The organism is Actinospineispora spinosispora DSM 44797 (assembly GCF_000429025.1).
GTDB classification, from domain to species: Bacteria; Actinomycetota; Actinomycetes; order Mycobacteriales; family Pseudonocardiaceae; genus Pseudonocardia; species Pseudonocardia spinosispora.
In genome coordinates, this window is record NZ_KE386834.1 from 609,612 (window position 1) to 633,609 (window position 23,998).

22 protein-coding genes and 1 pseudogene are annotated in these 23,998 nt (G+C 70.4%); 12 read left to right on the plus strand and 11 right to left on the minus strand.

What is annotated here, in order from left to right; all coding sequences use genetic code 11:
* Positions 1 to 10 precede the first annotated feature (10 nt).
* The 3 genes from G406_RS0132180 to G406_RS0132190 are packed head-to-tail and all read right to left on the minus strand — an operon-like array spanning position 11 to position 3,160.
* Positions 11 to 679, minus strand: a complete 669-nt coding sequence (locus tag G406_RS0132180) for an isochorismatase family protein (RefSeq protein WP_028936988.1) — start codon at positions 677 to 679, stop codon at positions 11 to 13.
* 12 nt (positions 680 to 691) lie between these two features.
* The gene (locus G406_RS0132185; RefSeq protein WP_037079490.1) at positions 692 to 2,359 is read right to left on the minus strand and encodes a (2,3-dihydroxybenzoyl)adenylate synthase; all 1,668 of its coding nucleotides are present in this window, start codon (positions 2,357 to 2,359) and stop codon (positions 692 to 694) included.
* Between the two features lie 12 nt (positions 2,360 to 2,371).
* Positions 2,372 to 3,160 (minus strand): 2,3-dihydro-2,3-dihydroxybenzoate dehydrogenase, encoded by a 789-nt coding sequence (locus G406_RS0132190; RefSeq protein WP_028936990.1) that lies wholly within the window; start codon positions 3,158 to 3,160, stop codon positions 2,372 to 2,374.
* A gap of 226 nt (positions 3,161 to 3,386) precedes the next feature.
* Between G406_RS0132190 and G406_RS0132195 the strand changes: the two genes are divergently transcribed.
* A complete protein-coding gene (locus tag G406_RS0132195) occupies positions 3,387 to 4,598 on the plus strand; it encodes an isochorismate synthase (protein ID WP_028936991.1) in 1,212 nt (403 codons plus the stop codon).
* On the opposite strand, the gene G406_RS0132200 is transcribed toward G406_RS0132195, so the two are convergent.
* A complete protein-coding gene (locus G406_RS0132200) occupies positions 4,563 to 5,438 on the minus strand; it encodes an SDR family NAD(P)-dependent oxidoreductase (protein WP_028936992.1) in 876 nt (291 codons plus the stop codon). The two genes, G406_RS0132195 and G406_RS0132200, sit on opposite strands and share 36 nt — an antisense overlap.
* A gap of 82 nt (positions 5,439 to 5,520) precedes the next feature.
* Positions 5,521 to 6,396: an alpha/beta fold hydrolase gene (locus G406_RS51265; protein WP_064743106.1), complete on the minus strand. Its 876-nt coding sequence runs from the start codon at positions 6,394 to 6,396 to the stop codon at positions 5,521 to 5,523.
* 199 nt (positions 6,397 to 6,595) lie between these two features.
* On the opposite strand from G406_RS51265, the gene G406_RS0132210 reads away from it, so the two are divergent.
* From G406_RS0132210 to G406_RS0132225, 4 genes are all read left to right on the plus strand, one after another.
* Complete coding sequence (locus G406_RS0132210) at positions 6,596 to 8,050, plus strand: hypothetical protein (RefSeq protein ID WP_156935262.1); 1,455 nt, start codon at positions 6,596 to 6,598, stop codon at positions 8,048 to 8,050.
* A 167-nt stretch (positions 8,051 to 8,217) separates the two neighbouring features.
* Positions 8,218 to 9,072 (plus strand): hypothetical protein, encoded by an 855-nt coding sequence (locus G406_RS0132215; RefSeq protein ID WP_028936994.1) that lies wholly within the window; start codon positions 8,218 to 8,220, stop codon positions 9,070 to 9,072.
* Positions 9,073 to 9,204: 132 nt separating this feature from the next.
* On the plus strand, positions 9,205 to 10,389 hold the full coding sequence (locus G406_RS56260) for a sensor histidine kinase (protein ID WP_156935263.1): 1,185 nt from the start codon (positions 9,205 to 9,207) through the stop codon (positions 10,387 to 10,389).
* Positions 10,386 to 11,069, plus strand: coding sequence for a response regulator transcription factor (locus G406_RS0132225; RefSeq protein ID WP_245607286.1), 684 nt, complete (start codon positions 10,386 to 10,388; stop codon positions 11,067 to 11,069). Before G406_RS56260 ends, G406_RS0132225 begins: the two co-directional genes overlap by 4 nt.
* 96 nt (positions 11,070 to 11,165) lie before the next feature.
* Here the strand turns inward: G406_RS0132225 and G406_RS0132230 are convergent, their stop codons facing one another.
* The 3 genes from G406_RS0132230 to G406_RS0132240 form a co-directional block, all read right to left on the minus strand.
* On the minus strand, positions 11,166 to 13,202 hold the full coding sequence (locus G406_RS0132230) for a hypothetical protein (protein ID WP_051342968.1): 2,037 nt from the start codon (positions 13,200 to 13,202) through the stop codon (positions 11,166 to 11,168).
* A gap of 15 nt (positions 13,203 to 13,217) precedes the next feature.
* On the minus strand, positions 13,218 to 14,462 hold the full coding sequence (locus G406_RS0132235; RefSeq protein WP_028936996.1) for an ATP-grasp domain-containing protein: 1,245 nt from the start codon (positions 14,460 to 14,462) through the stop codon (positions 13,218 to 13,220).
* Between the two features lie 96 nt (positions 14,463 to 14,558).
* Positions 14,559 to 15,302, minus strand: a complete 744-nt coding sequence (locus G406_RS0132240; RefSeq protein ID WP_028936997.1) for an SDR family NAD(P)-dependent oxidoreductase — start codon at positions 15,300 to 15,302, stop codon at positions 14,559 to 14,561.
* Positions 15,303 to 15,396: 94 nt separating this feature from the next.
* Between G406_RS0132240 and G406_RS0132245 the strand changes: the two genes are divergently transcribed.
* A complete protein-coding gene (locus G406_RS0132245) occupies positions 15,397 to 16,011 on the plus strand; it encodes a TetR/AcrR family transcriptional regulator (protein WP_028936998.1) in 615 nt (204 codons plus the stop codon).
* Here the strand turns inward: G406_RS0132245 and G406_RS0132250 are convergent.
* Positions 15,986 to 16,537 (minus strand): DinB family protein, encoded by a 552-nt coding sequence (locus tag G406_RS0132250; protein WP_028936999.1) that lies wholly within the window; start codon positions 16,535 to 16,537, stop codon positions 15,986 to 15,988. The two genes, G406_RS0132245 and G406_RS0132250, sit on opposite strands and share 26 nt — an antisense overlap.
* An 81-nt stretch (positions 16,538 to 16,618) precedes the next feature.
* On the opposite strand from G406_RS0132250, the gene G406_RS51275 reads away from it, so the two are divergent.
* Positions 16,619 to 17,488, plus strand: a complete 870-nt coding sequence (locus G406_RS51275; protein WP_211241334.1) for an LLM class F420-dependent oxidoreductase — start codon at positions 16,619 to 16,621, stop codon at positions 17,486 to 17,488.
* Between the two features lie 9 nt (positions 17,489 to 17,497).
* On the opposite strand, the gene G406_RS0132260 is transcribed toward G406_RS51275, so the two are convergent.
* The gene (locus tag G406_RS0132260) at positions 17,498 to 18,172 is read right to left on the minus strand and encodes a haloacid dehalogenase type II (RefSeq protein ID WP_028937000.1); all 675 of its coding nucleotides are present in this window, start codon (positions 18,170 to 18,172) and stop codon (positions 17,498 to 17,500) included.
* A gap of 71 nt (positions 18,173 to 18,243) precedes the next feature.
* Here G406_RS0132260 and G406_RS0132265 point away from each other — a divergent pair, with 71 nt between their 5' ends.
* Positions 18,244 to 18,843, plus strand: coding sequence for a CGNR zinc finger domain-containing protein (locus tag G406_RS0132265; protein ID WP_037079493.1), 600 nt, complete (start codon positions 18,244 to 18,246; stop codon positions 18,841 to 18,843).
* Here the strand turns inward: G406_RS0132265 and G406_RS0132270 are convergent.
* Positions 18,830 to 19,525 carry a GntR family transcriptional regulator gene (locus tag G406_RS0132270; RefSeq protein ID WP_028937002.1) on the minus strand — a complete coding sequence of 232 codons (696 nt, stop codon included), beginning with the start codon at positions 19,523 to 19,525 and terminating at the stop codon, positions 18,830 to 18,832. The two genes, G406_RS0132265 and G406_RS0132270, sit on opposite strands and share 14 nt — an antisense overlap.
* A gap of 266 nt (positions 19,526 to 19,791) precedes the next feature.
* Between G406_RS0132270 and G406_RS0132275 the strand changes: the two genes are divergently transcribed.
* The 4 genes and pseudogenes from G406_RS0132275 to G406_RS0132290 all read left to right on the plus strand — a co-directional run bounded on the left by G406_RS0132275 (position 19,792) and on the right by G406_RS0132290 (position 23,995).
* Positions 19,792 to 21,156: a glutamine synthetase family protein gene (locus G406_RS0132275; RefSeq protein WP_028937003.1), complete on the plus strand. Its 1,365-nt coding sequence runs from the start codon at positions 19,792 to 19,794 to the stop codon at positions 21,154 to 21,156.
* Positions 21,137 to 21,877 carry a gamma-glutamyl-gamma-aminobutyrate hydrolase family protein gene (locus tag G406_RS0132280; RefSeq protein WP_211241335.1) on the plus strand — a complete coding sequence of 247 codons (741 nt, stop codon included), beginning with the start codon at positions 21,137 to 21,139 and terminating at the stop codon, positions 21,875 to 21,877. Before G406_RS0132275 ends, G406_RS0132280 begins: the two co-directional genes overlap by 20 nt.
* Positions 21,864 to 23,227 (plus strand): annotated as a pseudogene (locus tag G406_RS51280) (aldehyde dehydrogenase family protein). The gene G406_RS0132280 and the pseudogene G406_RS51280 overlap by 14 nt, the downstream one beginning before the upstream one ends.
* A 3-nt stretch (positions 23,228 to 23,230) precedes the next feature.
* Positions 23,231 to 23,995 (plus strand): 3-oxoacyl-ACP reductase, encoded by a 765-nt coding sequence (locus G406_RS0132290; RefSeq protein ID WP_028937005.1) that lies wholly within the window; start codon positions 23,231 to 23,233, stop codon positions 23,993 to 23,995.
* Positions 23,996 to 23,998 lie beyond the last annotated feature (3 nt).

A 23,998-nucleotide genomic window follows, 5' to 3' on the forward strand; every position in this document is an offset into this window, starting at 1 on the left:
ACTCACGAGGTCAGGAGGCGGGGACCGCGGCCGGCGCCAGTGCGGCCAGGGCGTCCGAGGTGAGCAGGGAGACGCCGCAGCGCTGCGCGACGTACTCGACGGCCTGGTCGTGGTGGCGGCGGGAGAAGTCGGCGACCGCGTCGGCGACCAGGAAGGGCCGCACGTCACGCATGAAGGCCTCCACCGCGGTGGCCTGGCAGCCGATGTGCGCGTACACGCCGGTGATCAGCAGCTGGTCGCGGCCCAGCTCGGCGAGCTGCTCGGCGAAGCTGCTGCGCTGGAACGCGCTGTAGCGCCACTTCGTGAGCTGCACGTCCCCCGGCCGAGGGGCCAGCTCGTCGACGATGTCCTCGGCGCCGGGCTGCGCGTCGATCACCGCGCCGATGCCGTCGCCCCAGAACTCGGTGAGCAGCCCTCGGTCGCGGGCGCTCTGCCGGCCGGGCTGAGCGGTGTAGAACACCGGGATCCCGAGCTCCCGGCTACGTCCGAGCAGCGCGGCGATGTTGGCGACGACCGTGTTCACCGGGCCGGCGTCCGACACGTACGGCGCGAGGAAGTAGCGCTGCATGTCGTGCACCAACAGCGCCGCGCGGGTCGGGTCCGGCCGCCAGTCGACGCGACCGGTCGGCAGCTCCTCGGCGCGGGGCAGCGCGTACGGCTCGATGCTGGGCAGAGACATGGTGCCTACCTCTCACTGATTCGGCTGGTGAGCGGCGACCAACGCCGCCCTCAGTTCACGTTTGCTGGTCTTGCCGACGCCGGTGACCGGGAACCGGTCGACCACGACCACCCGGTCCGGGACCTTGAACGCCGCGACGCCCTGCTGCTTCACGAAGCGGCGCAGCTCCTCGGCGGTGGGGGTCTCGACGCCGTCGACCGGGATGACGTACGCGCAGCTGCGCTCACCGAGATACGCGTCCGGCAGCGCCACCAGCGCGGCGTCCAGCACCCCGGGGTGGGCCATCAGGAAGTTCTCGACCTCTTCCGCCGCGATCTTCTCGCCGCCCCGGTTGATCTGTTCCTTCGCGCGGCCGACCACCTCCAGATGGCCACCCGGCAGCCGTCTGACGAGGTCGCCGGTGCGGTAGAAGCCGTCCGGGGTGAACGCCGTCGCGTTGTGCTCGGCAGCCCGGTAGTACCCCCGGATCGTGTAAGGCCCCCTGGTCAGCAGCGCGCCGACCGAACCGGCGGGCACCTCGGCCGTGGACGCCGCACTCGGGTCGGTCGGATCGACGATCCGCAGCTCGTCGTCGGCCGAGATCGGACGGCCCTGGCTGCCGAGAACGATCTCCTCCGGGTCGTCGAGCCGGGTGTAGTTGACCAGCCCCTCCGCCATGCCGAAGACCTGTTGCACGGTGACGTCCAGCGCGGCGCCGATGCGCGCGGCCAGCTCACGGCCGCACTTGGCGCCGCCGACCTGCAGGACCTCGAGGCTCGACAGGTCACGGTTCGTGCGGGCCGCCGCCTGCGCCCATGCGGCGGCGAGCGGCGGCACGACACCGGTGATGGTCACGCGCTCGCGTTCGATCAGCTCGAACACGGTGTCCGCGTCCGGGCTCGGCGCCAGCACGGTCGTCGCCCCGGCGTGCAGCGCGCCGAGCACCCCGGGCGAGCTCAACGGGTAGTTGTGCGCGACCGGCAGCGCCGCGAGGTACACGCTGTCCGGTCGCAGCGCGCAGATCCGGGCGCTCTCCCGGACGCTGTAGAGATAGTCGTCGTGGGTGCGGGGGATCAGCTTCGGCAGACCGGTGCTGCCGCCGGACAGCTGCAGGAACGCAACGCCCTCCGGGTCCGGGTCGGGCAGCTCGACCGGGGCCGCGTCGACGTCGTGCAGCGCGACGGCGCCTTCGGGTGCATCACCGAGCACCAGTACGTGGCGCAACGAGGGCAGCGCCCGCGCCAGCGAGGTCGCCATCGCGGCGTGGTCGTGCCGGTCGTGGCGGTCGACGGTGATGATCGCCGCGGCCTCGCTCTGCGTGGAGAAGTGCCGCAGCTCGGTGTCCCGGTGCGCGGGCAGGGCGAACACCGGCCAGGCACCGACCCGGAACAGCGCGAACACCACGGACAGGAACTCGGGCACGTTCGGCAGCTGCACCACGACCCGCTCACCGGGGCGGACACCCAGCTCGACCAGCCCGGCGGCCATTCGGTGCGCCCGCTCGTCCAGCTCAAGGTAGGTCCAGCGGTTCCCCGCGCCGACGACCGCGATGTTGTCCGGGTAGGCGGTGGCGAGCAGGGTGAGCAGCGAGCCGAAGGTCTGGCCGCGCCAGTGGCCCGCTGCCCGGTAACGTGCGGCGAGCTCGGTGGGCCATGGCGTGTGATCGGGGCCGTCGGGGTGCACGAGCAGTCCTTTCTTCATGGGGCCGGAGCGTCAGACGCCGAGGGTCGCGCCGCCGTCGACGGTGATGGACTGCATGGTGATGTGCCGTGACCCGTCGCCCGCGAGCCACACGACGGCCCCGGCGATGTCCTCCGGCGCGGCGATGCGCCCGAGCGGGATGCCGAGCTTGAACTGCTCGGGCGAACCGGCGACCGTCCGGTCGGCGCCCCGGTCGTCCTCGGGGTCGGACCACATCGACCGGAGCATCGCGGTGTCGGTCGAGCCGGGGCACACGATGTTGCACCGCACGTGCGGTGCCAGTTCGAGCGCGAGGCAGCGGGTGACCATCACCGCGGCCGCTTTCGATGCGGCGTAGGGGGCCATGCCGACCCGGGGGACGGCGGCGGCGTTGGACGCGACGGTGATGATGCTGCCGGTGCCTCGGTCACGCATGCGTCGCCCGACCGCGCGGCCGGTGTTCCACACGCCGGTCGCGTTCACCGCGAGGCAGCTCGCCCAGTCGTCGTCGGACAGCTCGAGAATCGGCCCGGTGCGCAGAATCCCGGCGACGTTCACCAGTACCCCGATCGGGCCCAGGTGTCGCTCGGTCGTGTCCACCGCGGCGAGCACCGCGTCGGCGTCCGTGACGTCGGCCACGATCGCATGGCTCGCCGCGCCCTCGGCCCGCAACCGCTCCCCCGTACCGAGCACGCGCTCGTCGCGATCCAGCACCGCGACCGGGTGCCCGATCGTCGCCAGCGCGGTGGCCACGGCCGCGCCGATCCCGCCGACGGCACCTGTGACCAGGCATGTTGTCGTATTCCGCGACTGCGGCACCACCGGTTGTTCCCCCTCGCACCGAGCTCTATCCTGATACTATTCTGAGAGTAGGCAAGGCTAACCTTATGTCACCGAACGGAAGATGCAAGCACTCAAAATCGACGGCCCGGCGCGCCGGTGTGCTGCTGGGCACAGTCTTCGGACCTTTTGTTATCAAGCCTTGCATCACTCGATCGAGAGTGTTGAAGTAGGTATGCCTTACCTAACTAATCCGTGAGGAGAACTCGTGTCCGCATCGGCCTTGCTCAGGCCACGGCCCCAACACAGTCCCTCGGATCTGCTCAGGGCCTACCTGCCAGGCTCGTTCCTCTACTCGTCACCGCGCGGGAGCCTCCTCGCCGACGGGGTGCACGCGGTGGTCGCCTCCGACCGGGGCTCCCGTGCCTCCGCCGCGGCCGAAGCGCTCGGGGACGCGGCCGAGGCGGGCCACCCGGACCCGATCCTGGTCGGCGCGATCGGCTTCGGTCCGGACGCGGCGAGCAGCCTGGTCGTGCCGTCGGTGGTGCGCAGAGCCGTATCGATCGCCGGGCAGGGCCCCTCCGACACACTCGGGCCCGACGCGAAGCTGCCGGCCCCGGACAGCTGGAGCGTGCGCCACCACCCGGAGATGCGGGACTACACCGCCGCGGTGGAACGGGCGTTGGAGCTGATCGAGGAAGGGCCGCTGCGCAAGGTCGTGCTCGCCCGGTGCGTCGAGCTGACCGGCAGCAGGCCGGTCGACCTGCCCCGGGTGCTGGAGCGGCTGGCGTGCGCCGACCCCGCCGCGCACGCGTTCGCGGTGGACGTCTCGGCGCCCGGCGACAGCGCGACCCGGACCCTGTTCGGGGCGAGCCCCGAGCTGCTGGTCTCCCGGCGGGGCGACCTCGTGGTCAGCAACCCGCTGGCCGGATCGTCGCCCCGGGCGAAGAACTCAGCCCAGGACACCCAGCGCGCACAGGCGCTGATCCGCTCCGAGAAGGACCTGCGGGAACACGCGTTCGTCGCCGAGCAGGTCGCGGACGTGCTGCGGCGGTACTGCGTGGACGTCGACGTCCCGGCGGCGCCGTCGGTCATCGGCACCGCCACGATGTGGCACCTGTCCAGCCGGATCACCGGCAGGCTGGTCGACCCCTCGGTGTCCGCGCTGACCCTGGCCGAGGCGCTGCACCCGACGCCGGCGGTGTGTGGCGTCCCGCTGGACGAGGCCCGCAGCGCGATCGCCGACCTGGAACGGGTCGACCGCGGTTACTACAGCGGGCTGGTCGGCTGGTCCGCCGCGAGCGGCGACGGTGAGTGGGTCGTGACGATCCGCAGCGCCGAGGCCTACGACCGCACCCTGCGGCTGTTCGCCGGAGCCGGCGTCGTCCGGGGCTCGGATCCGGAGGCCGAGCTGGCCGAGACCGACGCGAAGCTCCGTACTCTGCTACGCGCGCTCGGAACCCACGACGTGCTCGGCTAGCTGGTCGGTCAGTGTGGTCAGTGCGGCGTAGTCCGCCACCGACACCGAAGCCGGTCGGCCGGCACGGATACCGCCGTCGACGGCGATGTCCTGGCCGGTGACGAAGCTCGAGTCAGGGCCGCCGAGCCAGGCGATCGTCGCCGCGACATCGGCTGGGTCCCCGACCCGGGGGATGGCCTGCCAGGGCCGCAACCCCGCCGCGAACAGCGGCACCAGCGACGCGGCGGCGCGCTCGGCGAGCGCGGGATCCGTGCCCGGCAGTTTGAGCTGGATGCCGGTCGGGATCGGGCCGGGTGAGACGCTGTTCACCCGGATCCCGCGTTCGCCGAGTTCGACGGCCGCGCACCGGGTCAGCTGCAGCACACCGGCTTTGGCGACCGAGTAGTCCATCGGCGTCCACCCGGCGACGCTGCCACCCACGCTGGCCACGTTGACGATGCTGCCGCTGCCCTGGGCGAGCATCGGTGCCGCCGCGTACTTGATGCCCGCCGCCATGCCGAGCACGTGCACCGCGAGGGTCTCGGCGAACGCATCGAGGTCGAGCTCGCCGACCGGGCCGGGTGTTCCACCGCCACCGGCGTTGTTGACCAGGCAGTCGAGCCTGCCGAACCGGTCGTGGGTGGACTCGACGAGCTCACGCACCTGGGTCTCGCGCGCCACGTCGGTGCGGTGGAAGTGCACCGAAGGGCCGAGCCGTGCCGCGGTCCGCTCGCCCTCCTCCTGGCGACGACCGGCGATCACCACGGTCACGCCCCGGCGCGCGAACAGCGCGGCGGTCTCCGCGCCGAGACCGCTCGTCCCGCCGGTCACGATCGTCACTGTGCCGGCCAGGTCACTCATGTATCGCCTCTTCCGTCGAGATCCGAGGATCCCGACGGTAGGGGCGCCGGCCGCCGGGTGCGATTACCCGGGAGGTAAGCGGCTACGCGGAACGGCGGCGCGAGGTCGGTCGCTCCGGTACCTGGTAGGCCGCGTCCACCGAGGTGGTGGTCTCCAGGATGGTGCGCGCGACCAGCCTCGGGTCGTCGTACATGGGCACGTGACCGACGCCGGGCAGCATGGTGAACTCGGCGCCGCGCACCGTCTCCCGCATCGGCCTGCCGTAGCGGTTGTACGGGATCAGGCGGTCCTTCTGGCCCCAGGCGATCTTCACCGGGCACAGCGCGACGTCGAACTCGGCCAGGTGGTGCAGCGCGGCGGTGCCGTCGAGCAGCGCGGCGAACAGTGCACAGTTCTCGAAGTCGGCGAGCAGCTCGGCGACCTCGTCCTCGGGGACGCGCCCCGGGTGCGCGATCATCTGGCTCAGCGCCATCCCGCGCAGCAGCGGGTTGCGCGCCATCCAGCTCAGGTGCGGGCTGCCGATCGCCATGTGGCCGGCCCGGAACATCCAGATCAGCCGCACCAGGTCGCGTCGCGCACGCCACGTGCCGGCGGGGGACAGCCCGATGACCGACCGGGCGCGGCCGCGCCGCGCGAGCTCCAGCGCGACCCAGCCGCCGAGTGAGTTCCCGACCAGGTGCGCCGACTCGATTCCGGCCTCGTCGAGCTGGTCGCACAGCGTGTCGACCACCGAGGTCACCCCGGGCGGCGCGTCGGACGGCAGGTCAGGGCCGCCCCGGTGACCCGCGAGAGTGGGTGCGAAGACGTCGTGGCGGCCGGTCAGGAACGGCAGCACGGGCTTCCAGGCGCGCCAGGACATCGTGATCCCGTGCAGCAACACGACAGGTGACCCGGAACCGGCCCTGAACGAGGGCGTGATGGTGGAGGACTTCTCGTCGACCAAGGACAGGGGAGTCATCCGCCGCCACCCTTCACATCCCGAAAGGCCGCCCGATCGTCGGTGACCGGGCGACAAGCATGTCTTACCCGGTGCTGATGTCGATCAAACCGCGATCACCGATATAGGGGACACCCATATGACGCGATGAGTGGCCTGGTAATACCCCTGCCCTATAGTTCGCGCTCTCGGCCGACGGCCGGTACTAGGGAGGGTGCTCGTGCGGCAGCTGCGCTGGTCCACCGTGTTGGTCGCACTCCTCGCCGCATCGGTCCTGACCGCCTGTTCCGGCGACGGCGACCGGCCGAGCATCCCGCCGGTCGCGTTCGGGCCCGGGGTGCCGCTCGCGCCGGCGCCGGCCGTCCCCAAGGGCGCCACCGCGTACCAACGGCAGCTGCCCGCGGTGCTGGAACAGAACACCGCATTCATCGGCACGCCCGACAGCGTGCAGATCGTGGCGGCGGGCAGTGGCCAGACCCTCGACACCGTCCGCCCGAGCAATCCGCCGTACCTGGCGGGCGGACCGGTCGGTGGGGCACCGGTGGCGGCCACGATCAACGGTTCGCGTGTGGTGGTGTGGCCGTTCCTGGTCACCGTCGCGGCACCCGACCTGATCGCCTCGGCTCCGACGAGCACCCCGCCGACGAGCACCCCGGAGGCGAGCGCCCCGCCGACCAGTACTCCGCCGACCAGCGTGCCGCCGACTCCCGGGGCCAATCCACCGCTGTTCGGCGGGACGGCCTCGGCCCTGCCGCCGAGCGCGGGCGAGGTCGCGGTCTCGCCGAGCACCGACGCGACCGCGTCACAGCCGGACGACGAGCGCGACGACGGCCCGCCGACCGGCAACGTGGTGGAGCTGGCCAGCATCCGGGCTGACACCCACACCTCGACCACGGTTCTCGTGCGGCTGCCCGGCTGGGCGTCCGCGGCGACCTCGACCCTGTCGGTCACCGCGATCGGGGCCGAGGGTGGCACGGTCCTGCTCGGGGTCACCGACGGCCTCGCGCATGCCGCGCTCGCGGTCGACAGCACCTCCGGGCAGACGCTGTGGACCAGGGACAACTTCGCGGTCGGGGCGCTCGTCGGGCAGACCGCGGTCGGTGTCGCGCCGGACTCGGCCCTGGGTGCCTCGGTGCACGTCGCCGGACTCGATCTCGCCGACGGCCACGAGCGGTGGCGGCAGCTGCGGGGTTACGGTCTGCACGTCGCCTCGGCCGGCCCGACGCTGGTCGCGGCGATCGGGCAGCTGGCGACCGGACCGGATCGCAACACGTTCCAGCTGCTCAACGGGGAGACCGGGGCGCTCTCGACGAAGCTGACCGTCCCGCCGGCCCCCACGAGCAGCTGCCGGTACGACGGGACCTCGGTGTCGGTCTGCTACACACCCGCCGAGCACCCGGAGGACAGGGCGGCCGCCGGGTTCGACGCCACCACCGGCCAGCAGCTGTGGGCGATGCCCGACTACAACACCAGCAACAAACCTGCCCCGCTCGTCACCGCCGTCTGGCACGGTCTGGTCTACGCCACGACCGACGGCACCCAGACCGTCGTCTTCCGGGCGAACAACCGCACACCGATCCGCACCACCCCCGGCCCCGCGCCCGGAGTGGTGGCCGACCAGGCGGGGGTGGCGATCGACGGCGCCTCGATAGTCGGTCGCCGACCGATCGCCTGACCCATTCGGTCAGCCGCGAACCAAAGGTTGATTCCGCAAAAAGTTTCCGTGAACGGTGTGGCTGCGGCTAACGTCTGCGGCTACCGGGACGAATACCTTGATGGGGTCGGTGACGGGAGGGGTTCGTAATGGGGTCCGGGACAGCAGATCGGCGACACTGCACGCGAGTGCCCTCGCGCTCCTGGGCAGGTGGCCTGTCTCTGGTCCTGCTCACCGCCGCGCTGTCCTCGCCGCTGGTCGTCCCGTCCGACCCGGTTGTGCGTACCGTCGCCGACGTCCGGGTGCTGGCCCAGCCGGGTGGGGGCGACGCCGTGTCGCCCGACGGTTGTCTCGCGTCGGACCCGTCCTGCGGCGGGCCGTCCGCCCCGGGTCAGCCCGGTACCAGCTCCTCCGGCGGTAGCTCGGCGAGCGGTGGCGTGATCTCCGACGCTCCGGCCTCGAGCGACTCGGACTCCTCGTCGGAGTTCCCCGACTGGCTGACCGAGCTCATCGGCGGCTCGAAGCCCCATGGCGGGAACAGCGGTGGCTCCGGTTCCGGGCCCACCGCCTCGGCTCCGCCGACCAGCACGGACCTCAGCTGGCTGGACGGGTTGCTCGGGAACATCTTCTCGGCCGTTGGCAAGATCGTGAGCGCCGCGGTCGCGGCGAGCCAGCAGGCAGCGCAGCAGGCGCCTCCGCCCATGCCGCTACCGAGGCCGCAGAGCGTGACCCCGGCCGCCCAGCAGTCCGCGGTCCAACCCCAGACCCCGACGCAGCCGCAGGTCCCGGCCGCGGTGGCCCAGCCGGCACCGGTCGCCCCGCCGGCGGACACGTCGAGCTCGGTGCTCCCACCGGTCTCCGTGCAGATCCCGTCCCCCGCCGACCCGCAGCCGCCTCCTCCCGCGTCCGGCGGCGGTAACGGCGCGGCGAACGTCGCCCCGCCGAGCGGTGACGCGGCCGGCGGCAACGCCGCCGCCGGCAATGCGGCCGGGGGCAACACGGCGGGCAACGGAACGATCGTCGGTATCCCCACCGGCAAGTAGCGTTCCCGTCGACTCGGCGGAACAGCTCATCCGGGCCGCCGGAGAACGGTCGTAGCGTGCAGCGGGGCCATGGCACTTTCGTCGAGGCCTAAGGCTGTCGCCGGCGAGGGGGCCACGCGATAGCGTCCCGCTGTGCCGCCCTCACCATGGACCAGCGCCTCGCCGCGCGTGCTGGACGTCGCGGCGGGCGTGGTGGCCATGGTGTTCGTGGTGGCGATGTTCTTGGCGCACCCGGTGTGGGTTCCGGAGACCGGCTGGTGGCGAGCCGTCGACGCGGGCGGGGGAGTTCTGGCGGCCGCGATGGTGTTCGTCCATCGACGGAGCCCGGTACCGCTGTCCTGCGCCATCGCGCTGCTCACCGCGGTGGCCAACCCGGCAGGGGGGACCGCGCTGCTGGCCACGTTCCTGGTCGGCGTCCGGTTGCCCGGGACCGTGGCGGCGCGGATCGCCGTTGCCTGCGCCGCCGCGGTTCCGGTGCAGTACGTCCTGCGCGCCGAGGACTTCTCCGGGCTGGAGCTGGTACGCACGGTGCTGGTCGCCGCCGGTGTCACCGGCGCGATGCTCGCCGGTGGCGCCATGCTGCGGATCCGCGCCGAACTGGCGGAATCCATGGCGCAGCGGGCCGAACGGGCCGAGGCGGCGGCGGTCTCCGGCGTCCTCGCGGCGCGGCACGCCGAGCGCGCGAAGATCGCCAGGGAGATGCACGACGTGCTGGCCCAGCGCATCTCTCAGCTGTCGATGCAGGCGGGTTCGCTCACCCATCGGCGTGCGCTGGAGGCTGACGAGCTGCGCGACGGGCTGGATGCGATCCGTTCGGCGGCGCACGACGCGCTGGGCGACCTGCGGGACATCCTGGGTGTGCTGCGCGACCCGGCCATGCCGGACGCGGCGGGGGACCGGTTTCGCCCGCAACCCTCGGTGGCCGACCTCGAGCCGTTGCTGGACTCGATGCGTGACGCCGGGGTGGTCATCAACGCCCGCTACGAGGTGGACCAGCCGGAACGCATGAGTGCGCTGTGCGGCCGCACGCTGTACCGGGTGTCGCAGGAGGCACTCACCAACGCCGTCAAACACGCGCCCGGGTTGCCGGTCGAGTGGAGCCTCGTAGCGAGGCCCGGATCACCGGCGACGCTGACGGTCGGCAACCCGCTTCCCGAGGGCGGCCCGGCGACACCGGGGCCCGGCACCCGCAGCGGTCTGATCGGGGTTCGCGAGCGGGTCGCGCTGGCCGGCGGCAGCGTCCTGCGCTGCGGGCCGACCCCCGATGGATCGCCCTCGCGGTTCGAGATCGAGGTGGAGATACCCTGGCCCAGGTGAGCGGCGCGGTGGAAGGTCCGATCCGGGTACTGATCGTCGACGACGACCCGCTGGTCCGCTCGGCACTGCGGCGGATGCTCGCCGAGACCGAGGACATCGACATGGTCGGCGAGGCGGACGACGGCGACGCCGTGCCCGCCGCGGTGAGCCGGGACGCGCCGGACGTGGTGCTGATGGACCTGCGGATGCGCCGCATCGACGGTGTCGCGGCGACCCGTGCGCTGCGGGCCGCTCCGGACGCGCCCGAGGTGCTGGTGCTGACGACCTTCGAGGCGCCGGAGGACATCCGGGCGGCGTTGGGCGCGGGCGCGGCGGGCTACCTGGTCAAGGACTCCCCACCGGAAGCCATCGAGGCGGCCCTCCGCGAGGTCCACGCGGGGCATCCGGCGCTCGCGCCGAGCGTCGCCCGCCGGCTCATCGAGCTGGTCAGCGCACAGCCGGAGCAGGCCACCGACGAGCGCTCCGACCGGGCAACGCAGCGGCTCGGCTGCCTCACCGCGCAGGAGAAGGCGGTCGCCTCGGCCGTCGCCCAGGGCCACAGCAACGCGCGCATCGCCAACGAACTCCACCTCGGAGTGAGCACCGTCAAGACCCACATCTCCCGGGCGATGGCCAAGCTCAACCTGGAGAACCGCACCCAGCTCGCACTCCTCATGTACGAGCTGGCCCACCCCCGCTAGCGTCGGGCAGCTCGCACAGAGGTTCTCTACGCCGCACAGAGGCCCCGGCCTCGGTGCGGCGTGTACTGGGTCTGTGCGAGCTGGTTTCGCGCGGGGCTAGCCGGTGGGTTCGGCGGCCTGCAGGTCCCCGGCCGGGAGGCGGTCCGCGCCCCAGCTGCGCTGGATGTAGCCGATGACCCGGTCGATGTCCTCGGTGGGCACCCGCTCCGGGTTGCCCCGCTCGAACGGGTCGAAGTGGTAGATGTACAGCCGCGACGCGAACTGTTCGAACGGCAGTGAGCCCTCGCCGAACCGCTCACCGTGGCCGGCGGTGCTGACCACGACCCCGTCGCCCCAGTCCTGCCCGCTGTCGTTGTTGGGGTTGTAGAAGTACACCCGGATCACGTCCTGCGGATCGAGGTTGACCCGCAGGATGGTGATCGCGTGCCACCCCACGTAGCGCGCGGCGCTGTCGGTCACCGCGATGCCGGCCGGCTGCGGGTGGATCAGCGGCTGGTCGCCGTTGTAGGACGGGTGGTAGCTGGCGTAGAAGTGGCGCAGGAACTCGTCGAGGTCGACCAGGTTGCCGGTCGGGACGTCGACGTTGATCTGAAACCCGCGACCGGACCACCAGCCGTGGAACTCCGGGTTGACCCAGCGGTGCGGGTCGCCTGCACGGTCGGCGCAGCGCCGGCCCATCTCGGCGTAGATGCGATCCAGGTGCGGCACCACCAGCAGGGACACCGGGTCGAGGTCGGTGGGCAGGCTCGTCGCGACGCCGCTGAGGCTGTCGCGTGAGGAGATCGGCTGCCCTTCGAAGTGCATCGTGATCTCGTCGTCGCGGGCGGCCGAGACCACCATCCCCAGCAGGTAGTCCGGGTCGTTGTAGGCCCACATCGACAGCGCGCGCGCCGACTGGCACGTGGGGTTGTCGCCCTGCCCGACACCGAGCGGCAGCCCCAGCATCGACAGCACCCCGGCGAGCAGGCGCGCGCCCGGCGCGGGCGTGGTTCCGTAGGCCAGGGTCAGCCGCTCCGTGGCGTGCTCGGACAGCGGCAGCGCGATCTGCCGCCACAGCGCAGGCTCGACCGGCGGCTGGTAGAGAATGCCCCGGTCCAGCAGCAACGCCAGACCGTAGATGCACTGCGCGGTATGCGGGTGCACGGCTTCGTCGATCAGCCGGCGCACCAGCTTGTGGTAGCGCAGCATGCAGTCGCGGCCCGTGCTGGACAGGCCCAGCGCCTCGGCGACCAGGTAGTCGCTCTCCTCCAGCAGGAACCGGAGCAGCTGGGCGTGGTAGGGCGACACCAGGCCGGTGTCGTGCATCGCCCTGGCGAACCCGGCCGCCTCGTACTGCAGCGCGCTGGCGTCCATCGCCTCCAGCCGCGACCGGTATACCTCTACGCCCGGGTCCTCGCGACAGGCGTCGGTCGTACCGAACAGGCTGCTGGTCAGGCGGTCGACGCCCTGACCGGCCGAGCCCATGTCGACGTCCGGATCGCCCCGGTAGATGGCGATCTGGGTGATCATGTGCTGCACCTGGTCGACCTGGATCGGCCGCTGCCGCAGGATCCGCCAGATCTCCTCGACCAGCCGGTCGAGGATGCTCTCGTAGCCGACCTTCTCGCTGAGATGGTGGAACAGGTCACGGGTCAGCTGCGCCATCCTGCCCTGCTGCGTGCGCTCCGCCTCGCTCGGCGGGGTGAACAGCAGCGGCAGGTTCATCGCCAGGACCTGCGACAGGAACTGGTGCGCGTCGTCGGCGGACACCTTCGGATGCTCGTACTCGCCGATCGCGATGGCGAGCATGCGCAGCTCGCTCACCGCTTCGAGCACGACGGTGTCGGACTCCGCGCTGCGCAGACCGGCGCCGCTCAGCGCGGGGACCAGGATCTCCGGGGAGGCCCAGTCGGTCCCCAGGAACAGACCGGCCTCCTCCAGCGCGGCGGCGCGGGACCGGATGGCCCCGCAGCCGCCCGGCTGCAGCAGAACTCGGCGCAGTGAGTTGAGCACCAGACTCAGCTTGAGGTGCTTGCCGAACTCGCGGGTCTCCGACATCGCGCGCGTGGCGTCGTCGAGCGCCGCCAGACGCTTGGTCAGCGCCGCATCGTCGGTGCCGGTGTCACTGCTGGTCGTGTTCAACGGGTTCACCATGAAGTGGAGGTCTCATCAGACGTAGAAGTCAAGTTCCTCCTGACGTTTCAGGAGGTCACGCATCTGGTACGGGTCGTCACCGAAGAAGTACAGCAACCCCCAGTGCGTGCCGAACGCGGTTCGTTTGGTGACCGTCTCCTCCAGCGGAGCGGAGAGCTCGTGGGACTCGAAATAATCGTGGTCCTCCGTCTCCTCCGGCATCGACAGCTCGCGTACGACCCGGCGTCGTGGGTACACGCCGAAGCAGCCAGCGTAGCCCCTGGCATCGACGACCTCGCGAGGGAAGAAGGCCTTGATCTCCTCCTCGGTGGTCTTCGGGTCGAAGGCCAGCACCAATGCCTGGTAGGCATTGAACCCGTAGGCGCGTTCGAGCAGCTCGAACACCTTGAAGCCCGGCGGTCGGTAAGCGACCTCACCGAAGTACATCTCACCGTCGCTGGTGACGAAGTACTCGGGATGGATGAACCCGAAGTCGATCTCGAACGCCTTGATCAGCTTCTCGATCTGCTGCGTGATCTGTGCCCGGTACTTCTCCAGCTCCGGCGTGGCCGGTACGAATACCGAGTAGCCGAGCGTGACGTATTCGGAGATGTTGAGAAAAGCGATCTTGCCGTTGAATACCCACGCCTCGACCGCGAACTCCCAGCCGTCGAGATGGGATTCCATCAATACCGGGAACTCTTCGTCCGGGATCGTGTCGATCTCGTCCGGAGTACGAATGACCCGATGGCCGAGACAGCCGGCCTTGTCGAAGGCCTTGAGGTGGATCGGGTCGTTGGGGTCACCGTCGAGCTTCAACAGCGTCTGGTTGACGCGCTTCAGGAAACGGATGACGTCGGCCCGGTCGTGGGCTTCCTCGAAGATGCCGACTCGAATACCGCCGAGCTGGGCGCGGCGTTTCATCAGCGCCTTGTCGCGCAGCAGCATCGCCTGGCCGAACAGGCGCGGGTTGTCCATCAGCACCGAGTTGATCGCGCCGGCCCACTCGACCGTCTCCTCGTAGAGCGGGATGGCGACGTCGACGCCCAGCTCCTGCAGGCTCGAGGCGATCTCCATGGATCGGTCGTTGAGCCGCTCGAAGTTCCACGGAATGTACGGTATGTCGTGCTTCTGGCAGTATTCCTCGGCCCAGTCCGGGGCTACCACCACATATCGTCGATCGAATCGGTCGAGCGCTTCAACCGCGTTCAAACTCCAACCCAGGAGCGCTACGTAACCTTTGTCCGGATTTCTGTCGATCGGTTCAGATGGCATAGGCAATCTTTTTCCTATCTTTCGCATTCCGAAGGATGTCCATCGGGCACCATACCTGGCTGAGGTCCGTTCCACCGGCTCTGGCGAGAGCGAACCGGTGCGTCAGAGTTGCTTCTCGCCGCCGTCGAGATAGAGGTTGGCACCGACGATGAAGCTACTCTGGTCCGAGGCGAGGAAGGCCACGGCCGCCGCAACCTCCGCCGAGGTGCCCATCCGGCCGATCGGAACCCTCGCCGCGAAGCCCGCCTTGATCGCCTCGGCCTTCTCCGCACCGACCACGCCGGCGATCGCCGGGGTGTCGATCGTGCCTGGAGAGACCACGTTGACCCGGATGCCTCGGCCCTTGAGCTCGTTGGCCCAGGTCCGGGCGTAGGAGCGCAGCGCGGCCTTGGACGCCGAGTACGCGCCGAACGCCTCGACGCCGTCGTCGGCGCGGACCGAGGAGTTCAGGATCACCGAGGCGCCCTCGTTGAGCAGCGGAAGCGCCTTCTGCACGGTGAACAGTGTGCCGCGTACGTTGACGCCGAAGGTCTGGTCGAAGTGCTCCTCGGTGGTCTCCTCCAGCGTCGCGAACGATGCAGAGGCGGCGTTGGCGAACAGCACGTCCAGTCCCTTGCCCCTGGCACGGACCGCGTCGTAGAGCCGGTCCAGGTCCGCCGGGTTCGAGATGTCGCCCGCCACCGCGGTGGCCGAACCGATGATCTCGACCGCCTCGTCCAGCTCTCCCTTGCGCCTGCCGGTGATGAACACGTGCGCGCCGTCGGCGGCGAGGCGGACGGCGGTGGCCAGTCCGATCCCGCTGCTGCCGCCGGTCACGACCGCCGTCCTGCCTTCGAGCTGACCCATGACGTTGTCCTCCCAATCCTTAAGTACCGAGCGGTACTGAAAGCGACAGTAGCACTTCAGAACCAATCGGTACGGAAGGGTTTATGCTGGGGGAGTGACAGGTCCGGAGAAGGTCGCGATCGGCAGGCCGCGAGGGTTCGACGCCGACGAGGCGCTGCGGCGCGCCCTGCTGGTCTTCTGGGAGCAGGGTTACGAGGGCGCGAGCCTGACCGCGCTGACCGGCGCCATGGGCATTACCAAGACCAGCATGTACGCGGCCTTCGGCAACAAGGAGCAGCTGTTCCGCAGGGCGCTGGAGCTGTACACCGAGGGGCCCGCGTCGTACGGGGTGCGCGCCCTCGACGAGCCGACCGCGCTGGCGGTGGCAAGAGCGGTCCTCGACGGCTCGGTCCGGACCACCACCAGTCCTGACTGTCCGCCCGGATGTCTGGGCGTCCAGGGCTCACTGGCGGCGGGCGAGCCCGGCCGTCCGGCACGCGACGTGCTGACCGAGTGGCGCAACGACGCGGGCCGGCGCCTCGCGCAACGGTTCCGGCGGGCCGTCGACGAGGGTGATCTACCGGCCGACGCCGACGCCGACCGGCTGGCCCGCTACATCATGACGGTCGCGTTCGGCATCGCCGTTCAGGCGGCCAGCGGCGTAGGCCGCGACGACCTCCAGGAGATCGCCGACACGGCGCTGCTCAGCTGGCCACCGGTCGGCTCGTGACGTCGTGCAGGTGGTGGACGGGGTCGTGCAGCAGGTAGCGGGAGAAGGTGTCGACGGTGAAGCTCGCCCCGTCGCTGCGCCGGCCAGGGCGTGACCACTCCTCGCCGCGCACGGCGTCGAAGCGCTGGGCGAGCCGCTGTCCCGCCGCGGTGAGCTCGGTGGCGACGACCGAGGGCTCCTGTTCGTGGTAGCGGTCCTGGATCGCTGTCCGGTCCTGGTCCCAGTTCGGGTACAGCGGGTCGTGCTCGGTCAGCATCAGCTGCAGCCGCCGGTCGTAGATACGGAACACGTCACGGACATGGCAGGCGTACTCCAGCGGCGACCAGGTCGCCGGGTCGGGCCGCAGAGCCACGTCGCGTCGGCGCAGCACGGGCAGCCACTGGGCGGAGTTGGCACGCAGCCGCTGCGCGACCTCCTCGCACCCGACGGACCGCACGTCCAGGCCGCACTCGGGGCAGGGACGGTCCAGGACCCACGTCCAGTCCCTGTCGTCGGGCGTGATCTGCTCGGGGCTCTCAGTCGGCACCCGCCCAAAATAGCCCGTTCCGTTGTGGGCCCACTATGTTCGCTCGGGGCTGGACTGGCGGCGATCGAAGGTGGGGATGGCATGGTGCGGGTCGGGGTCGTGTTTCCGCAGACCGAGCTCGGTGGTGACCCGGGTGCCGTGCGCGCGTTCGGGCAGGGTGTCCAGGAGCTGGGCTTCCGGCACGTGCTCGCCTACGACCATGTGGTCGGCGCCGACCCTGCCGTGTACACCGGCTGGTCGGGTCCCTACGACGTCTCGACGACGTTCCACGAACCGCTGGTCATGTTCGGGTTCCTCGCCGCTGTCACCGACCTGGAGCTGGTCACCGGGATTCTGATCCTGCCGCAGAGGCAGACCGCGCTGGTCGCCAAGCAGGCCGCCGAGATCGACCTGCTGAGTGAGGGCCGTCTGCGGCTGGGTGTCGGTCTGGGCTGGAACCAGGTGGAGTACGAGGCGCTCGGCCAGGACTTCAGCACGCGAGGGCGGCGGATGGACGAGCAGGTCGAGCTACTGCGACGGCTGTGGTCCGAGCGGTCGGTGACCTTCGGTGGGAGGTTCGACCGGATCACCGGGGCGGGGCTGGCGCCGATGCCCCCGCGCACCCGGATTCCGATCTGGTTCGGCGGCAACTCGGAGCGGGCCTATCGCCGGATCGGTCGCCTCGCCGACGGCTGGTTCCCGATGGTGCGACCGGGCGAGGCGCTCGACCAGGCACGCGCCGTCGTCGCCGCCTCGGCGGCCGAGGCCGGCCGGGACGCCACCACGCTCGGGATGGAAGGTCAGGTGCCCTGGAAGGGGAACCTGGACCGGGCGGCCGAGCTCGCGGGTGAATGGGAACGCGCGGGTGCGACACACCTCGCGGTCAACACGATGGACGCCGGGCACGCCGATGTGGATGCGCACCTCGCGGCGCTGGCGGACGCGGCGCAGGTGCTGAAACCGGGTTCCTGAGCCGGGGCGTCAGCCGAGCTGGTCGGCGAGGTCGGCGAGACCGTCGGCGTGGAGGTCGAACTGATCGGAGCTCGTGGGCGGGTCCCCGACCGGGCGGGCGACGTAGGCGGTGCGCAAACCCGCCTGCTGTGCCGCGCGCAGGTCCCAGGCGTGCGTGGCGACCATCAGCAGTCGGTCCGGACGCGTCCCGGACACCTCGACGGCGAGCTCGTACACCGACGGGTCCGGTTTGTAGGTCCGGACGTCCTGTGCCGACAGCACCTGGTGCCAGCGCAGGCCCGCGTGGGCATCGAGCCTCAGCAGGGCGGCGCGGCTGGCGTTGGACAGGCTCATCAGGGGAAAGTGCTCGGCGAGACGGGCCAGTCCGGACACGGTGTCCGGCCAGGGCGGCAGTCGTCGGCCCACCCCGGCCAGCGCGCCCGGGTCGCCGACTCCGGCGGTGTCGGCGACGACCCTGGCGGCTTCGCGGTCGAGACCGTCGCTGTCGAGATAAGGGCGCGCGCCGTCGACGATGCGCTGTTGCTCGTTGCCGATGTGACGTTGCCACAGCCGGAGCAGCTCGTCGACGGCGTCGTCGTCGAGCGACGGCACGAGGTCACGGATGCCGGCGCGGACGCCGGCGGGTTCGTCGACGAGCGTTCCGAGCACGTCGAACACGAGTGCGTCGATCTCCAGGGTTGGCATGTGCACCTTTGCTGTAAGGGCTAAAGTTGCTTTTAACCGAGAGCGTAGTGAGAGGTCGGTAAGGGATGCAAGTGCCATTGGACGATTACGTCTGGTCGGCGGGTGTCGCGACCGAACTGGTCAACACCACCGCCGAGGTCTGGCACGGTGACGACCATCTGCCCGATCTCGTCGCGCTCGTCGCGTTCGCCGAGCTCCACGCGCCCGACGCCGAGCTGCCCGAGCTGGCCCGCCGTGCCCGAGCCGCGGACCTGCGGGCGGTGTGGGCGCTTCGTGTCACGCTGCGCGACCTTCTCGACCGTCCCGAGCGCGACAACCTGATCGCGGGCGCGGGAGAGCTGACCTCGGTGGCGTGCGGCGCCACACTCGTAGCGGACCCCGCACACGCGGGCCGTACCCGCTGGGCCCTGGGGCTGAACTCCGGCGCGACCATCCGGGACGCACTTGCGCTGGTCTGCGGTGTCGGCGTCCTCGGTGTGGTGCACACGCTCGGCGAGCAGCGCTTCCGGCAGTGCGGCGCGTCCACGTGCCGGGGTGCGTTCATCGACACCACTCGACCCGGCCGGCGCCGGTACTGCATGCCGGGGCTGTGCGGCAATCGCACCAACGTCGCCAACCATCGGGCCAGGCGGGCGGCGGCGCGTCAGGCCGGACAGCTCACAGTGAGATGACGTGGGCCGATGGGATGGTCATCATGGAGATGTCCTGGGACAGCTCCAGGTAGCCTAGCTCGGCATCACGAACGGCGTCCGCACTGCGCATGCGGCACGCGTCGAGCAATTCCAGATACTGTGTCGACAATGTCTGCATATCGGTGGGGTAGCGCAGTTTGAGTTCATCGAAACCGATGCGCAGGGATCGCTCCGACTTCAGTTCCAGCTCGCTGATGAGGGTGAACTCGGCCGGCGAGTTATATGGTTTCACCAGAGCGTAGAAGAAGTCCATGATCGTGCTGTACGTTCCGTCGGCCTGCCAGTCGACGACGGTGAAGCCCTCCGTGACGGCACCGACGGCGTCCAGCCCGACCAGCGGAGCCTCGGGGATCGCCGCCACCAGCAAGCCTGGTTGGATCAGTCGTCGAAGCTCGTACACACGGTCGAGCTCACGTGGGTCCGGCGGGGCTACGACGACTCGGTGCGGCTCGCTGAACGACAGCAGGCCTTCGTTCGTCAATGGCTCGAGTGCGCGCCGTACATTGTGCGGCGCAATGTGCAGCTCGTCCGCGATCTGGTTGAGGTCGATACTTTCCCCGGTGCGGAGCCGGCCGGCATTGATTGCCTCGGCGGTCTGGTCGACAAAGCCTCTCAGTGCGTGCAGCGACTCCAGGGAGTAGAGGCGCGCGGATGCGGACACGTCGGTGACTTTACCGGTGATATTCAGTAGAGCGAAAGCCGTCGACCGGGATACGATATAGCAATTGTGACAATTGTTGATACTGAGGTTTGTTCTCGGCGTACGCAAATCAAAGGACCAGGTGAGGTCCTCTGGGTGGGCGTCTGCTTCGGTCCGAGGCTCGCTCCATGGCATTGACATCGCGGTAGAGGTCTGTCTCAATACGCTTGAGGTTCAAAATCAGACCTTTAGCGGTGGCGCAGTGTCGCGCCCAGAGGGAGACAGCCATGGCGAAGGCCGAAGGTCCGCTGAGTCCGACCGACCTCCACGAGCTGGTGGCGGACGGCACCGTCGACACCGTGCTGGTCGCGATCACCGACATGCAGGGCCGCCTGCAGGGCAAGCGCTGTACCGCGCGGTTCTTCCTCGACGAGGTCGTGCCGAACGCCACCGAGGGCTGCAGCTACCTGCTGGGCGTGGACGTCGAGATGGTCAACCCGCCGGGCTACGAAATCAGCTCGTGGGAGCGCGGCCACGGTGACTTCGTGCTGCGGCCCGATCTCGGCACGCTGCGGCTCGTGCCTTGGCACCCGGGCACCGCGATGGTCCTCGCCGACGTCGAATGGCACGACGGCACGCCGGTCGACCAGTCGCCCCGCCAGATCCTGCGCAACCAGCTCGACCGGCTCGCGGCGCACGGCCTGACCGCGTTCGCCGCCACCGAGCTGGAGTTCATCCTGCTCGACAACAGCTACGAGGACGCGTGGCGCCGCGGCTACCGAGACCTGACCCCGGCCAACCAGTACAACATCGACTACTCGGTGCTCGGCACGTCACGGGTCGAGCCGCTGCTTCGCCGGATCCGCAACGAGATGACCGGCGCGGGCATGTACATCGAGTCGGCGAAGGGCGAGTGCAACCTCGGCCAGCACGAGATCACCGTCCGCTACGCCGACGCGCTTGCCGCGTGCGACAACCACGTGATCTACAAGAACGGCACCAAGGAGATCGCCGCCCAGGAGGGCCGCAGCATCACCTACATGGCGAAGTACGACGAGCGCGAGGGCAACTCCTGCCACGTGCACGTGAGCCTTCGCTCCGAGGACGGCGACGCGGTGCTCACCGGCGACGGCGACCACGGGTTCTCACCGTTGATGGAGCACTTCCTCGCCGGTCAGCTGGCCTGCCTGCGCGAGCTCACCTACTTCCACGCGCAGAACATCAACTCCTACAAGCGGTTCGTCCCCGGTAGCTTCGCCCCCACCGCGATCGGCTGGGGCATGGACAACCGCACGTGCGCGCTGCGCGTCGTGGGCCACGGCGACGGACTGCGGGTGGAGAACCGCGCGCCGGGTGGTGACGCCAACCCGTACCTGGCGGTGGCCGCGCTGCTCGCCGCCGGCCTGCACGGGATCGAGCAGGAGCTTCCGCTGGAGCCCGCGATCACCGGCAACGCCTACGCGTCGGACAAGCCGACCCTCCCGACCACGCTCGCGGAGGCGGCGACACTGCTCGACCGGAGCACGATCGCCCGCCACGCGTTCGGTGACGCCGTGATCGACCACTACCTGAACGCCGCGACCGTCGAGCTGACGTCGTTCAACGCGGCGGTCACCGACTGGGAGCGGGTACGTGGGTTCGAACGGCTGTAGTGCGCGCATCGGCATCACCACGTACTGCGAGCGGGCGAGCTGGGGGGTGTGGAGCACCGAGGCGGCGCTGCTGCCCACGACCTACCTGAACGCCGTGGTCGCGGCCGGTGGGGCGCCGATCCTGCTCCCGCCCGTGCTCGACCCGGAGGTCGCGGCGTCGACGGTGGACGCGGTGGTGCTGGCGGGCGGAGCGGACATCGACCCCGTGCACTACCGGCAGCGGCCGCATCCCCGGACCGGTCGCCCGCAGGCGCGGCGGGACGGCTTCGAGATCGAGCTGCTGCGTGCCGCCGGTGAGCGCGGCCTCCCGGTGCTCGGCGTCTGCCGGGGCCTGGAGGTACTGACCGTCGCCCGTGGCGGGACGCTGCGCCAGCACCTCCCGGACCTGCTCGGACACGCGCGCCACCAGCCCGCGCCGGCGACGTTCGGCACGACCCGCGTACGGACGGCCCCGGCCACCCGCACCGCGGCGATCCTGGGTGAGACGACCGAGGTGCGCTGTTACCACCACCAGGGCGTCGACACCCTGGGCGAGGGAATGGTCGCCACCGCGTGGGCACCCGACGGCGCCGTCGAGGCGGCCGAGCTGACCGGTGACCGGTTCGTGCTCGGCGTGCAATGGCACCCCGAAGAAGACCACGGCGACATCCGGTTGTTCGAGGCGCTGGTCGAGGCGGCTCGTGAACGACGCACGAGGGGAGAACGACATGACCAGCATTGAGGTCGTCAACCCGGCCACCGAGCAGCCGATCCGCTCGGTCGAGCTGGCCACGGTCGAGCAGACCGACGAGGCGGTCGAGCGTGCGCGACAGGCGCTCGCCGGGTGGCGGGCGGTGGCGCCGGGGACCGGGCCCGGCTGCTGCGCCGTTTCGCCGACGCCGTCGACGCGGACCTGGAGAACCTGGCGCGGCTGGAGGTGGCCAACGCCGGCCACACGATCGGCAACGCCCGCTGGGAGGCGGGCAACGTCCGGGACGTGCTGAACTACTACGCGGCGACCCCGGAGCGGCTCGCCGGGGCACAGATCCCGGTGGCCGGTGGCGTGGACATCACCTTCCACGAGCCGATCGGTGTCGTGGGCGTGATCGCCCCGTGGAACTTCCCGATGCCGATCGCGTCGTGGGGCGTCGCCCCGGCGCTGGCGACCGGCAACACCGTGGTGCTCAAACCGGCTGAGCTGACCCCGTTGACCGCGCTACGACTGGCCGAGCTGGCCCTCGACGCCGGCATCCCGGAGGGCGTGTTCACCGTGTTGCCCGGTGCCGGCCCGGTGGTCGGGCAGCGGCTCGTGGACCACCCGGGCGTCGGCAAGATCGTGTTCACCGGATCGACCCGGGTCGGGAAGAAGATCATGGCCGACTGCGCGGCCGGGGTGAAGCGGCTGACGCTGGAGCTCGGCGGCAAGAACGCCAACATCGTGTTCGCCGACGCGGACCTGGAGAAGGCGGCGGCCGCCGCGCCGGGTGGAGCGTTCGACAACGCGGGCCAGGACTGCTGCTCCCGGTCGAGGGTCCTGGTGCAGCGCGAGGTCTACGACCGGTTCCTGGAGCTGCTGGAGCCCGCGGTGACGTCCTTCCGGGTCGGCGACCCGGCAGAGGAGGGCGTCCAGATGGGCCCGCTGATCTCGGCCGCGCACCGGGACGCCGTGGCCGGCTACGTGCCCGACGGTGCACCGGTGGCGTTCCGGGGTGAGACCCCCGACGGCCCCGGCTTCTGGTACCCGCCGACCGTGCTCGCACCGGTCGACCCGGGTGAGCGCGCGGCCACCGAGGAGATCTTCGGGCCGGTCATCACGGTGGTGCCCTTCACCGACGAGGCCGACGCGATCCGGCTGGCCAACGACACCAGCTACGGGCTGTCCGCATCGATCTGGACGCGGGACCTGGGATGCGCACTGCGGGTCAGCAGAGCGGTCGAGGCGGGCAACCTCTCGGTGAACTCGCACTCGTCGGTCCGCTACTGGACCCCGTTCGGCGGCGTCAAACAGTCCGGGCTCGGCCGCGAGCTCGGACCGGACGCGGTCACCGCCTTCACCGAGACCAAGAACCTGTTCATCGCAACGGAGGACTGAGAAATGAGCACCAGACTGGACGGCCGCGTCGCGGTCATCACCGGCGGCGGCAGCGGCATCGGGCTCGCCTCGGCGCGGCGGCTGGCGAGCGAAGGCGCCAAGGTCGTGATCGCCGACCTCGACGAGGCGGCAGGCAAGGCCGCCGCGAACGAGGTGTCCGGGGAGTTCGTCGGTCTCGACGTGACCGACGCCGACGCGGTGCGCGACCTGTTCGACTCGGTCAAGGCCGACCTCGGTTCGGTCGACATCGCGTTCAACAACGCCGGCATCTCCCCGCCGGAGGACGACTCGATCCTCGACACCGACCTCGACGCCTGGCAGCGGGTACAGCAGGTCAACCTCACCTCGGTCTACCTGTGCTGCAAGTACGCCATCCCGCACATGCGCGAGCAGGGCCGGGGTTCGATCATCAACACCGCGTCGTTCGTCGCGGTCATGGGCGCCGCCACCTCCCAGATCTCCTACACCGCGTCCAAGGGCGGCGTGCTGGCCCTGAGCCGTGAGCTGGGCGTGCAGTTCGCCCGCGACGGCGTGCGGGTGAACGCGCTGTGCCCCGGCCCGGTGAACACCCCGCTGCTGAAGGAACTGTTCGCCAAGGACCAGGAGAAGGCGCAGCGGCGGCTGGTGCACGTACCGGTCGGCAGGTTCGCCGAGCCGGAGGAGATCGCGGCGTCGGTCGCGTTCCTGGCCAGCGACGACGCGTCGTTCATCACCGCGTCGACGTTCCTGGTGGACGGCGGTATCTCGGCGGCCTATGTGACACCCTGAGCG